The sequence below is a fragment of the Chryseobacterium cupriresistens genome (assembly GCF_046614675.1).
Classification (GTDB): Bacteria; Bacteroidota; Bacteroidia; order Flavobacteriales; family Weeksellaceae; genus Chryseobacterium; species Chryseobacterium cupriresistens.
In genome coordinates, this window is the sequence record NZ_JBKKJT010000002.1 from 1 (window position 1) to 13873 (window position 13873).

The window sequence follows — 13873 nt, forward strand, 5'->3', positions numbered from 1 at the left end:
AAGTGCGAAACTCGCCTCAAGATGAGACATCTTTTAAGGGTCGTTGTAGATGACGACGTTGATAGGCTATAGGTGTAAAGACAGTAATGTCATAGCCAAGTAGTACTAATTACCCGTAGATTTATAGCCTATGGTTGCTATATGAAATTATAATATAATAAATGACAAGTTCTTTATGCGCAGCGAAGGTTTTGTCTTTGTGAAAGTTTTTATCGCTTAAAACGCAATAAGCTTAAGGCTTCAGGCCTAATGCTTAAAGCTATATACCTTCTTTAGGGTGGTTTTAGCGGTGGGGCTCACCTGTTCCCATTCCGAACACAGAAGTTAAGCCCACCAGCGCCGATGGTACTGCTAACGCGGGAGAGTAGGCCGCCGCCAGTTTTTATTTTATTTTTAAAAAATCCTTTATCATTGTGATAAAGGATTTTTTTGTTTTATACCCAAGCTAAGCTTATAAGCAATAAGCAATGAATAATAATTGATAAACGATACATCAATCAACTATGATTGATCAACTATCACTTATCACCTATCATTGATCACTTATGCTGGACAGCATACACTCCAATTGTCACTCCGTAGGAGTCTCAACAAAGTATCATCAAACAATTTTACAGTATCAAACCGTCTGAGTTAAAAAAATCATAAAGACTCTAATAAAGGAGGCTGGATTCCTGCGGAATGATACGATTGGGGATATATGAACTCACGATTTAAGCTGATCATTTACAACAGTCACTCCATAGGAATCTAGACAAATCCATTATTTTATTAAACTCAATCCCCACAAAGTACAAGATTCAGACTAGAGCTCTTTTAACTTTAAATTTTACTTAATTATTTAAGTATCAAAAGCTTTACACTCATAGTAATGATTGAATATGTTGTGATTAGAATAATTTGGTTGCTTTTATTAATAGATTTGGCATAAATAATTAATGATTGTATATTAATTTAATGATAATTACGTTTATTTGTTGAAATATCTAGTGATATTGTTAAATATATACCAAATCTAATTTTTATGAAAAAAACCATTTTTAAGGTTGGACTGCTCCAATCCTTATTCTTTTTCGGTGGATTGTATGCACAAAGTGATTCAACTAAAGCGTCAAAGATTGACGAAATAGTTGTTACAGCTTATGGTGTAAAAAAAGAAAAAAAAGCGCTTGGATATTCTTTCCAGGATGTGAAAGGACAAACCCTTGTTGACGCCAAAGAAAATAATGTTACCAATGCGTTAGCAGGAAAAGTTGCCGGGTTATAAGTGATTAAAGGAAGTTTTGGACCAGGTTCTTCCTCCAAAATTAACCTGCGGGGATTTAATTCGTTTACAGGAGATAATCAACCTCTTATTGTGGTAGATGGAGTTCCGTTAAGTAATAGCTTAGGATCAAAGGCTAAGCAGAATGGAAAAGATTCTAATAACGATTTCTGGAATCCGGATCTTGATATGGGGAATGGTCTAAGTGATATCAATCCGGACGACATTGAAAGTCTTTCTGTTCTGAAAGGTGGTGCTGCTTCTGCTCTTTATGGCTCCAGAGGTGGAAACGGTGTTATTTTGATTACTACAAAAACCGGTAAAAGAAAAGGGGGATTAGGAATTACATATTCTACAAGCTTAGGTTTTGAAAATATTTTTATGAAACCTGATTTGCAGCATAGTTTCGCACAAGGAAGTAATGGTTTGGTCAATCCTCAAGGGACCGACAATACAACTTCCTGGGGACCGACTTTTGAAGGTTCAAATATGACAGTCCACGATAACTTAAAAAACTTTTTTAAGACAGGAACTAATTCTCAGCATACATTGAGCTTTCAGGAGAACATTGGTGAAGGATCGAGCTTGTACACTTCTGCTAATTATTTAAGCAGTAATAGCCAGATTCCGAACTCAAAATATGAGAGGTTCAATTTTATGGCGAAAATGAATTCTAATTTTGGGGCTAATAAAAGATGGACTACTGAGGTGAAAGCTCAATATATGAGTGTTAAAGGTACAAACAGACCCTCTGCAGGGCAAGGTGACGGGAATTACTACCCAGCAATCCTTCTGATGCCTCAAAATGTTGATATAAGAGATTATCGTGAGGGGCAGATGCAAAATGGAGTGACATCGCGCTGGATAACCTCTAATGGAATTAATCCCTATTGGACTGCTTATAATGCATTGAACGCTGATAAAAAAGACAGGTTTTTATTAAACGGTTATCTTAAATATCAATTTAATAACTGGCTGAGCGCAGATGTAAGATTAGGAACGGATTTCTATTCTTTAAATACGGATGCGAGAGTTTGGACGGGATCCAGACGTAATAATTCTTACTCTACCGGTCAGGAAAAGTTTTATGAAAATAATTATATCATAAGTCTTAATGCTAAAAAAGATGATATTGTTGGTAAATGGGGAGGATCGCTTTCTGTTTATGGACAGATGATGGAAAGCAGGGATAAAGCATTATATTTTTCCACACAAAATCTCGTTATTGCCAATGTTTTCAGTACGTCTAATACGAGTGATCTTGCTTCTGTTACAACAACCGAAGTTGATATGTGGAAAAAAATTAATTCAGTATTTGCTGCTGCTGAAATTAATTATGACGGATATTGGTTTCTGAATGCTACGGCAAGAAATGATTGGTCTTCTACTTTGAATATAAATAACAGGTCTTATTTTTATTCTTCTGTGAGTACTTCATTAGTTTTGACAGATATGCTGAAAAAATTAAATGGTACTACTTTAAATGCCTTAACATTTGCTAAGCTTCGCGCGGCCTACGCAATTGTGGGTAACTCTTTACCTCCTCACAGCTTGTACAATACATATATTGCTTCCACTGATCCAAACGGACATATTGTACTTGCAAGAAACAAGATACTTTTTAATCCGGATTTACATGCGGAAAAGCTTAAAACTTTTGAAGTTGGAGCAGACATGAAGTTTTTTGACAGAGTGTCCCTGGATGTAAGTTATTTTAATAATAATGCCACCGATCAGCTTATAGCCATTCCGATAAATCCACTTTCCGGATATGAGAGAATGATGATCAATTCAGGAGGGTTGCATAACAAAGGGTTTGAATTCGTAATGAACACGGATATCTTTAAGAAGGAAAGCTTTGTGTGGAATGTCAATGCCAATTTTTCAACGTTAAAAAGCAACATCGATAAAATTGATGGAATTGTTTCAAAGTACCCTTTATCAGGTTTTGATAACGTTGCTTTCTTTGCAGAAGTAGGAAAACCTTACGGAGCGATTTACGGAACGAAATTCCTGAGGGTAGAGGATACCAGCAGTCCTTATTACGGAAAATTGATTGTGGATCAAAACGGATTACCACAGGCAACTCCTGATCAATATTATCTCGGAGATCAAACCCCAAGAGCTTTATTTGGTTTTACAAACAGCTTTGTTTATAAAAATATTGGACTTTCATTTTTAATTGACGGAAGAATCGGAGGTAAATTTTTCTCTGCAACACAGGCTGCATTACAAGCGAATGGACTTGCTGCAGATACTGCACCCGGAGGAAAACGTGATAATATGATTTTAGATGCCGTAGTGGAGGGAAATGGCGGTTATACAGCAAATACCAAAGAAATTACTCAACAGGATTATTGGGGAGCTGTGACATCCGGAAACTTAGGAATTACAGAGCAAAACATTTATGATGCTACCAATATTCGGTTAAGAAATATTCAGCTGACCTATAATTTTCCTAAAAGTATTTTCCAAAAACTAGCCTTACAGAGTGCTAAAGTAGCTTTTACGGCCAATAATGTATGGATGATCTATAGCAAAGCTAAAGGAATCGATCCGGAATCTGTATTCGCAATTAATTCTAATGCTACAGGATTTGAAAACCTTGCTTTTCCTACTTCAAGATCTTATTTATTTACAATCACTTTAGGCTTTTAATTAACAACTGAAACAATGAAAAAATATATCTTATCATTTTTTACGATTGGTTTACTATGTACTTCATGCAATGATTTTGAAGACATTAATAATAACCCGTTTGCCGTAGACGCTAATAAGGCAGAACCCGAATATTTATTAAATAACTCAATTCTCGGTGCCCAGCAGGATCCTAATATTGCAGAACGTGTTTTTGTTTTATACTGGAAAACGGCAGCAAGACAGCATTTGACAACCGGAATTGCAGGTGGAACTTACGATGATTCCTGGACTTCTGAATATTGGAAATACATTTCGGACTGGCTGAATAATGCGAATGCGGCCATTCAGTTGGCTAATGAAAAAAAGGCGGCCGGACAGGGAAAACCTTATTATGATAATGTCATTCAGGTTTCCAGAATTTGGAGAGCTTATTTAATGAGTGAATTTTCGGACAATTTCGGACCTCAACCGATTCACGCTTTTCAGGGAACGAATCCTACTTTTAATTCTGAAAAAGAAGTGTATTATTTTATTTTGGAAGAATTGAAAGATGCAGTCACAAAAATGGACACAACGCAGGGAGTACCATCAAATGCTAATGCTTATGATATGGTTTATGGGTTTAACTGGACTCAGTGGGTAAAGTATGCCAACTCTATGAGGATGAGAATTGCTATGAGAATCGCCGAAGTAGATCCTTCAAAAGCAAAAACAGAATTTGAAGCAGCGGCTAATTCAAATATGTTTATCGCTACAAGTACAGATAATTTTAAAGTTGCTGAAAAACCGGGATGGGATGCGCTAACAGGTGTAATGTCCAGAGAATGGAACTCTCAGATTTTATCAGCAACCCTTAATAATTTATACATTGGACTAGGAGGAGTAAATTCTACAGACCAATTACCAGCAGCTCAACATGCACAGGTAAAGGCATCTGATTATATCGGTATAAAATATGATCAACAGTTCACTACAATGACCAATGACCCAAGTGCAGGCTACTGGCTGGACGGATTACCCAATAAAATAGATCCGAGAGCCTATAAAACATTCTATATTCCGGGGGATCTTACAAGCCCGGTTTACTCATTGTATCCGACTTATACCAATCAGGCAACTACCAATCACGGAGATCTTACGTTTGAAGACAATTCTAAAATAACAATAAATACCGTAAATACCTGGAATGCCTATACCATTGGAAACTGGGGCGTAAAAGGACAGAGAAACGGCTTGAGAAATGTAGTAGGATGTATGCCGGCTTTAGGTAAGCAGTATAGAGAAAGTAAGAATGCAAGAATATTTTTTGCAAGTTGGGAAACCTATTTCCTTCTGGCAGAAGCTGCATTGAAAGGCTGGACAGTTCCAATGAGTGATGAAGCTGCATATAATAAAGGAATTCAGGAAAGTTTTGTTTATAATGGAGTTTCACAATTCTATGGTCAATATAGTGCTTCAACGGATTATAACCGTGACGGTACTTCTGTTTCTTATAGTCATATTACAGAACCGGGAGCAAGCCATACCATGAAATATAAAGATCCTGTAACCGGGAATTTGGTTTCTGTTGAAATTAAATATCCTGTCAATACCATTTATAAGAACGGATCGGTAAAGAATGATAAACTGACAAAGATTATTACCCAGAAATATATTGCCAATATGCCTTGGTTACCGTTAGAATCCTGGAATGATCAGAGAAGACTTGGGCTGCCATTTTTTGAAAACCCTGCCATTGAAGCTCCATTGCCCAACCTTCCTAATCTGAGCTCAGGGAACTATATGACGAATTCTATTCAGAACTTCCCTCAGAGATTAAGATATCCAAGTACTTTCAGAAATACTGATCAGTCTGGATATGATAAAGCTGTGCAATTACTTGGTGGTACGGATGCTGTACTGACTCCTCTTTGGTGGGCCAAACATTAATTAAATTTACATACTAAAAAAAACAATTCTTTTCTGATTTTGAAAAGGATTGTTTTTTTATATACAAATTGACTGAATATATCTTTAAATGGATTGTTCAATTAATTATGATAAGTTGGATATGGATTGGCTTTGGAGTTTAATTGGCTCCAATTGTAAAAACTACCTGAGTACTATAAGCCGCCGCAGGAATTGTTACAGAAACGCCACTAATCTCTAATTGTACACTAATAGCTGAGTAATCTACACTATTGCTGATTCCTAATAATCCTGTAAAAGTAATAGTTGATAGCGTTACGGCACTGGCTTGAAGTATTTCTATATAATTGGCCGTTCCACCAGTAATTGTTGCGGTGCATCCCAGGCAAAGTCCATTTATCTTAGTAGTACCTCCACTTCTTTTCGCATAGAGTTTCAAAGAGCTGTTCCAGGACGTTGGAGCAAGCTGCATGGATATTTTAGCACCTGAGGCTGAAAGAACATTCAGAAAAGATCCTGGTAAATTGCCTGATAGTGTTAACTGAGAAGGATTCTCATAGGTCCCGATATAGTTACTTCCTGCCTCCGTAATGGCAGGTACACTGGCAGTCCAGCTCGTTCCTGCAATGTTTATAGTTTGCCCTTTAAGGCAAGCACCTGCTATTAAAGCAATAATATATAGATATTTTTTTAAGAACTGTTTTTTTAAAAACGGGCTTTCTATTTTCATTTTTTAATTTTATTCTGTGATGGTGTAGGTGATGACAATTGCTGTATTGGCTTGTGCCTGTAAATTGGCATACGTGTTGGTGGAAAGCGATATGGTAAGTCCATGACCATTATTGGCCCCGTTTCCAGTATATGCTCCACCAATACCGCTAATAATGGTAGTAGGAGTGGTAGTAAGGGTAACCTGTCCTGCAGATGTTCCCAATGTTCCGCCTCCTGCTCCGGAAGCCGCAGCTGCCTGCAGCCTTATATTGACTCCGGCAATAACTTGATTCACAGATGCTGTAATTCTTTTTGTAAGTCCTCCGGAAGCAATAGCAGATGTATAGTTTATCCACTTTGATGTATTGGGAGTCGGTGCTCCAACAGCATTTCCAGCTTCTGTAGGAGCTGTAAAATTTAACACAATACTTCCTGTAGGCTCAATGTCCATTAAAGTTACTACAGGCAATGTAAGACTAATAGTAGTATTTGCGGTCTGGGAATAGATTGGCCCGGATACAACACAAAATGCAATTAATAATAGGGTACGGATCAGAATCATCTCTTCTTTTTTATTTCATTATATCCTACTTTCAAGGATTCCTTTTGATATTTGATCTCTATCTGCTGTTTGACAACATTGATTGTTATTTTCTTTGTTTCCGAAGGCTGTAAAGTAAATATAAATTTGTCCGTTGAAATTTTATAACGCTTGTCCAATCCATTGCGGTAAACTTTCACAGTCCAGTCTCCCGGACGCAGATAGGTGAAATCAAAATCTTCTCCTATGTTGCATACTTTACGGTAAGTCTGATCGTTATTGGTAGCTTCCACAATAATACTTTCTTTTTTCTTCTTTCCTTTAGCAGATGGCAGCTGGCCAAAATCATTTTGATCTTTATCTCCGGTTTCCAGGAACTTAACATGCCCCTGAACAGTCGCCGCTGTTGTTAATCCGAAATTAAATGTATTTTCCTTATTGAGTAATGAAAGCGCTGCAGGAAAAGTCTGGGTTGGAATATCATTGATTTCTGTCGTGGAACGGTCTATTTCAAGAAAATAGTTGCCGGGAATAACATTTTTAAACATATAATTTCCATCCTTATCCGTAACAGACAGATAACTTCCAAGTATTAGTCTTATTCCTTCTGTTTTTTTTAATCCTAAGCTGCTGACATTTCCGGACAGTGAAATATACTCGGCAATTTTTTGTACAGGAACGTTGGGGCGCCAGGTATAGCGCATGGAAAATATAAAATCTTTATCTCCGATTTCCCCTCTTTGTAGTGAATACCTTCCGGAAAGATCAAGTTCGTTCCCCTGAAACAGCTGTTGATGAAAAAGAAGCTCAAACAGATTTCTGTCTTTAAAATATTCCTCTGGCATGTAATTGTTCTGATAAAAGATACTTAAGCTGGTCTTATCAGAAAACTTGCTGAAGATTCTCGCTCCGTAATAAAAATTTCTCTGGTTTTGAAGCTGATATCTTGAGCTTATAGCATAACTTCCGAAGATGTTAAATGAGGTACTGAATTTTTGAAATGAAAGATTCGCAGAATAAAAACTGGAATTTCCACTAAATCCAGTCATATAATTATCTGTTTTACCGAATTGTCCATCCAGATTGACCTGGAAAACTCCTATTTGCTGATTAATACTCACCTTGAAGTAACGTTCATAGTAATCAAACTGCTTTGGTTCCAAACGGTCTTTATAAGTTTGATATCCATTATTCAGGATGATGAAACCAGTAGGAATATATTTGTATTGCACTCCATATTGAAAATACTTTCTGTACGGGGCGGCCAGTAGCAATGTATCTCTCTGGAAATTTTTGGCATCCTGCATATAATTGGCAAATACGCTGATTTTTTTGGTGATATTATAATAAATATTACCGTTAAAGGTATTGGTATTGGTGAAATATCCGGCAAAATCAGGGCTGGCTCTCATATACATCAGACTTCCGTTTAATTTTTTAAATACAGCTTCTGCCTGTAATAAATAAGCTGTTCCATCAGTGTTCTTCGTTGTACTATATGCCAGTTCTCCGGAAAGATTGATATTTTTTGACACTTTGAATTTTCCTTTAGCATATGATAGATGAGCATCTGAATCAAGTCTTACATCTCCAAATCTGATTTCTTCCTTCCTCGGGGTTTTGTAGAGATAGCCCACAGAAATTTCGGACTCTTTCCGGATTTTAAAAGCTGAATACATATTAAATTCATCTTTAATATCTCTGAAGAATCTGGGATGATTGTAGAATCCCCCAAAGCTTATTTTATTAAAATCATAGCGAATTTCTGCCCCGCGCCCATATCTTGCAAATTCTGTAAGATAGGATGAAGAGTAGGTTTTATCACCTAAATGAATAGAAAGATTGTTCCGTTTATAATTCACAAAATATTCTTCATATTGAGTAAATGTATTGATTTCTACAGGATTGTGAGTAACTGCTCTAAATTCAATCTGGTTTTTATTATTCTTGTCCAGTGTTCCTTTACCATAGATTTCACCCTGAAAACCATCGTGATAAACTCCCATATTCTGCATTCCGATAAAAGATAGGGAGAGGGCAACAGGAAGTCTGTGATAAATATCGTTTTCAGATGGCTTTACTGAAATTACCTGAGTAGTTGCGTAGACATCCTGAATTTCTTTGGGACGACTCTTCGGGTGTACCGAAAGATTTAGGTTTTGAAATTCATTTTGAGCAAGTTCAGGACTTGTTACTTTGTGAATCGTAATAATTTTTGATTCATTGGGGGCAAGAACAAGGGATGACTCGTTATCAACTACAGCATTTTTACTTTCAAGAACAATGTTTTCTGTAACATTACCATTATTTTTCAAAAGGAAAGAAGCACGGATTGTTTCGCCTGCTCTTACAAATTCAGGGGTATTTAAAGCCGTTACCAAAAGCTTTCTGTTTCCGGAAACTACGATTTTTGAATTTTTTGTAAAAGCTGTTCCATTACTACGATCTGTAATGTTCAGGGTTACAGAATAAGTACCCTGTCCTGTTTCTGTTCCGACACGTAATGGAACCAGATATACTGATGTTTCATACGGAAGAATCTGAAATTCTCCTTTTGCCAGAATAGGATTGATTGAGGAACTTGATGTGACAACTGAAATATCATATGTTTTGGTTTCCTTCGAATTATTTTCGAATGTGAAGGGAATAGAAGTAGACATTCCCGGCAATAAACTATCTTTTTTACTGATCAACCTGTTGGGTTGCTCTTGGGAAAAAATAAATACCGGGAATAGTGATATGATAATAAATAAAGTCCAAGTTCTAATCATTCTTTACTTCTAATTCCACATTGAGTGCAAAAGCATTCTCTTCTTCATCGGTGGCTATAATAGCTGCTTTGTATTTATCAGGGGGTACTTTACTAATGTCAATGTAAAATGTTTTGGAGGTGTCGGGTAACAGCCCCATTGTTAAACTTGAATAAGTTCCCACCTTCTCACCCGTTTTTCGGTTATAGATTTCTATGGAAGCAGTCGGTTTACAGTAAAGATTACCATTATTGGCTATTGCTATCTTTGCCGTTTGTTTTCCTTCCTGTTTTTCCACCTTTACACTTTCAAACTTAAGGTCCGGCTGGGCCTTTTCTGTTTCAAAATCTGTAATTACCTGAATGGCATACCGTATAACAGAAGTGATACTTACTCCCGGCTTACCGTCGCTGGGTTTTATCTCTTCTACCGGCTCTACAATAATCACACTCCAATAGCTTCCCGGATCCATTGCCTGATTGGGAATGGTTATTTCATAGAAGATCTCAGTCTTTTCTTTACCTTTAAGGGTAACAAGATTAGTGTTGAGTTTCAGCCACTCTCCGTTACTTCGTTTATTGGTACGTAATGCTGTATAATTGATCGTTCCGTCCGCATGGTAGGTATAATCCTGTAAAAATATTTTTACACTTTGAGGATTGCTGCCCGTGTTTTCAATGGCAACTTTTCCTTTATAAACCTTTCCGTTTTCTATTTTGTAAGAATGCGTAAGTCCGTTGAGAATCACAATACCAGCATGTAAAAAGCTGAACTGCAAAATCAGGGTAATCAGGATAAGGATACGCTTTATCATGATATAAGTTTGGAGTTAAAACATTAATAATACAAAACAAGGAAGAAACTGGATACAAATTTCTTCTTGTTTTTGAAACGTAAAATAGAATTTTAATTAAATTCTAATTGTCTGATATTGTATAAGTAACGGTAGCAGCAACAGTAGCTGTAGCCTGTAAATCTGCATATGCGGCTACCCCTCCAGGACCACTTCCTGCAGCGATTGCATAGGTAAGATTGTGACCGTTATTAGCTCCATTTCCTGTATAAGCACTTCCAATACCGGAAATAATAGTCTGGTCAGTACCAGTTAATGTAAGCAGTCCTGCGGAAGTTCCCAATGTGCCTGCTCCTGCTCCGGTGGCCGCCGCCGCCGTTACATTAAGATCTACTCCAGGAATGATAGCGTTCATTTTTACACTTACATTACGGGTAGGATCTGCCACAGATTTGATAGAAGAATAATTAAGCCACAAAGTCGTGTTGGCTGCAGCTGGAATAATGGGATTTCCTGCTTCAGTAGGTGCTGTAAATCCAAGGGTAATATTTTTTGTTGCTGATGGCTCAATATCTACCAATGCAACTTCGGGAATAGAAATGGTAACCGTATGGTTATCTGTAGCGAGATCTTGGGCACTCAGATTCCCGCATAGAGCAAACGCAAATAAAGACGCTGCAATAGTTAAATTTAGTTTTTTCATGACACTGTTAATTAGTAAAGTGAAGATAACAAAATTCAATATGTTTTAAAAAAAATATACCACAATTTTTTTATAACTGCTTATTTATCATATGTAATGCATTATAAGATGAAATAACTCAAAAAAAATACTGCACAACTTTGTGCAGTATTTTATCAATATTATAAGCGTTTTTAAGTCCAATGCGGATCAGAAACGGAAACTTTTCCGGTTTCTATTCTTCCGGCAAAGTGCCACAGATGATCGTTTAATTTTAGCTTCAAATCATACCAGCCTTTATATTTATCAAGATCAATAATGATTTTTTCTTCCGTTTTTTGTACAGAAACTGTTCTTTCGCTTCTTGTATAAAGATCTTCCAGACGGATGGAAAAATTTTCCTTTTTATGATTTCTGATGATTAATTCAATCTGATTTTTTGAGGCCATATTCGTCAAGATCACCTCTGTTTCTGCAGTTTTATCTCCCTTAAATTTTCTGAAAAAGCCATTGGGACCGAAAATTTCATAATCATAAGCTCCCGGATGCACAGTATGGGATAGCGTTTGCTTTGCATATAAAGCATATGAAAAATGATAATTATTATTGTCGAATTGAGTTCTGTCATATACCAAAAGCGGAACTCCATTCTCTTTTAAATTGGTCATTTTTATCTGTTCCCCTTCCAGATTGACATGGAAATGATAGGGCAGCGGATTGGATGGTTTCAAGCCTCTTTCCTGAATATCAAGTAAATTTTCATTCAGTTCATTTTCAGAATACCATTTCAGGTTGGGAACCGGTTTATTTTTGGCAGCATTGATGGTTTTAGCATAATCCTTCTGATCAAGATAATCCATCTGAGGAACTTTTACACTGGAAGAATTGAAAGCTGATGTAAGATCACCGCATACCGCTCTTCTCCAGTCACTGATATGGTCAACATGAACATTCTTTTTGAATTTTTTCATAATAAAATTCTCCAGAAACTGCAGTACAGAAGTGTGATCCGATACTTCAGAGTTTACGAAACCTCCTTTTGTCCAGGGAGAAGCGATGATCATAGGGACTCTGTAACCCAATCCGACAGTTCCTTCTACTTTTTCATAGCTTTTCAAAGAAGGATTGCTCATATATTCCTGACTTTTATCCACATATTCCACCCCTTCTTTTCCGTTCATATCAACAGGCTGACTTGGATTTACCGGCGGGGCGAAAGGAAGTACATGATCAAAATACCCGTCATTTTCATCGTAATTGATGATGAAAATTGTTTTTTTCCAGGTTTCAGGATCTTTGGTGAGAATATTCAAAACCTCAGAAATATACCAGGCTCCGTACCATGGTGATCCCGGATGATCAGAAAAATGTTCCGGAGCTACCAGCCATGAAACCAATGGAAGCTTTTTCTCTTCCACATCTTTACGGAACTGGAATAATACATCACCCTCGGGAACGACAAGCCTTTCACCATTTTCATCTTTTCCGATCTCAAGTTTCCAGTAATCAGGATCATGTACATTGGTGGTGAAAGCTTTTTCGTGCAGGTTTTTCTCTTCATTTGAAAGTTTTGAATAATTGTCAGGATGGTACTTCACCTGATCTTCCTGAACTTCAGCCAGCATGGCTTCCAGTCTTTTTTTCTGATCAGGATTTTTTTCAATTTCCTTTTTCAGATAGTTTATGATATTGGGAATGTTTTCATAATATCCTTTTGAAAACTTAACATTGAATCTTGAAAACCACTCAATCGGGTTATCAGTAAAATTACTTAACCAGGCCTCCTGCTCGCCGGACATTCCTTTTGGAAGACTGATTTCGTTCTGATAAATTCTCCATGAAACATTCTGTTCTTCCAAAATCTCAGGGAAGGTTTTCCATTTGGCCTGTCTTGCTTTATCATAGTCAATGTTTTCATTAACAACATTGGCTTTTACTTTTCCGTTTTGCTGTTCCCTTAATGTTCCGGACCAAAGGAATAGCCTGTTGGGAGTTGTTCCGGTGAGTGAAGAGCAGAAATACTGGTCGAATATGGTAAAGGCGTCTGCCAGCTGATAGTAAAAAGGAAGGTCTTCACGGTTGTAATACCCTAATGTCAGCGGGATATTTTTATAATCTTTATTTCCTGAGGCTTTTGCCTGAAGCCACTGATCGAATTTCCCTTTGTTCAGTGCTTTCTGCTGATCTGCCCATGAATGAGGCAAAGAGCTCATCCAGGTAGATTTTGTATTTCTTAAATCCAGGCGGGCGGGAGAAGCATATTTCCCTTCGTTATTTTTTTGGAAAAAAACGGAATGTCCATCCTGTTTTATAAAAGCTCTTTTATCTAAAAAGCCCCTTACTCCCTTAAGAGCGCCAAAAGCATGATCAAATGAACGGTTCTCCTGCATCAGGATCACAACATGTTCTGCATCATAAAATGTAGACTGGGCAGCCGGATCAATGGCTAAAGCTTTTAAAATGGAAGGATGCAGAACTCCTGACGTTCCTAATCCCGCTAATAAAAGACTTGATTTTTCTAAAAATTCTCTTCTGTTCATGTTCAATCGTAATAAGAAAGAAACCGCAAGTTAATAGGATTTTC

The 13873-nt window shown here is 37.1% G+C and carries 9 protein-coding genes and 2 rRNA genes; 5 read left to right on the forward strand and 6 right to left on the reverse strand.

The genetic code is table 11. The features are described from left to right. The 5 genes from ACLI50_RS05265 to ACLI50_RS05285 all read left to right on the forward strand — a co-directional run. Positions 1–129, forward strand: a 23S ribosomal RNA gene (locus tag ACLI50_RS05265); the annotation flags it as partial. Between the two features lie 144 nt (positions 130–273). Beyond that, positions 274–381 (forward strand): 5S ribosomal RNA (gene rrf / locus ACLI50_RS05270). 643 nt (positions 382–1024) lie between these two features. Next, a complete protein-coding gene (locus ACLI50_RS05275; protein ID WP_411413319.1) occupies positions 1025–1267 on the forward strand; it encodes a hypothetical protein in 243 nt (80 codons plus the stop codon). Continuing rightward, the gene (locus ACLI50_RS05280; RefSeq protein ID WP_411413320.1) at positions 1268–3922 is read left to right on the forward strand and encodes a SusC/RagA family TonB-linked outer membrane protein; all 2655 of its coding nucleotides are present in this window, start codon (positions 1268–1270) and stop codon (positions 3920–3922) included. A gap of 15 nt (positions 3923–3937) precedes the next feature. Next, positions 3938–5833, forward strand: a complete 1896-nt coding sequence (locus tag ACLI50_RS05285) for a SusD/RagB family nutrient-binding outer membrane lipoprotein (protein ID WP_411413321.1) — start codon at positions 3938–3940, stop codon at positions 5831–5833. Positions 5834–5972: 139 nt separating this feature from the next. Here ACLI50_RS05285 and ACLI50_RS05290 read toward each other — a convergent pair whose 3' ends face one another. The 6 genes from ACLI50_RS05290 to ACLI50_RS05315 form a co-directional block, all read right to left on the reverse strand. Continuing rightward, the gene (locus ACLI50_RS05290) at positions 5973–6542 is read right to left on the reverse strand and encodes a hypothetical protein (protein ID WP_202841621.1); all 570 of its coding nucleotides are present in this window, start codon (positions 6540–6542) and stop codon (positions 5973–5975) included. Between the two features lie 9 nt (positions 6543–6551). Beyond that, on the reverse strand, positions 6552–7085 hold the full coding sequence (locus ACLI50_RS05295) for a hypothetical protein (RefSeq protein WP_411413322.1): 534 nt from the start codon (positions 7083–7085) through the stop codon (positions 6552–6554). Continuing rightward, positions 7082–9835 (reverse strand): COG1470 family protein, encoded by a 2754-nt coding sequence (locus tag ACLI50_RS05300; protein ID WP_411413323.1) that lies wholly within the window; start codon positions 9833–9835, stop codon positions 7082–7084. The genes ACLI50_RS05295 and ACLI50_RS05300 overlap by 4 nt, the downstream gene beginning before the upstream one ends. Further along, on the reverse strand, positions 9828–10628 hold the full coding sequence (locus tag ACLI50_RS05305) for a WxL protein host-binding domain-containing protein (protein WP_202841619.1): 801 nt from the start codon (positions 10626–10628) through the stop codon (positions 9828–9830). The genes ACLI50_RS05300 and ACLI50_RS05305 overlap by 8 nt, the downstream gene beginning before the upstream one ends. Before the next feature lie 103 nt (positions 10629–10731). Further along, positions 10732–11310, reverse strand: a complete 579-nt coding sequence (locus tag ACLI50_RS05310; RefSeq protein ID WP_110011703.1) for a hypothetical protein — start codon at positions 11308–11310, stop codon at positions 10732–10734. 173 nt (positions 11311–11483) lie between these two features. Then, positions 11484–13829 carry a phosphocholine-specific phospholipase C gene (locus ACLI50_RS05315; RefSeq protein ID WP_411413324.1) on the reverse strand — a complete coding sequence of 782 codons (2346 nt, stop codon included), beginning with the start codon at positions 13827–13829 and terminating at the stop codon, positions 11484–11486. Positions 13830–13873: the final 44 nt, after the last annotated feature.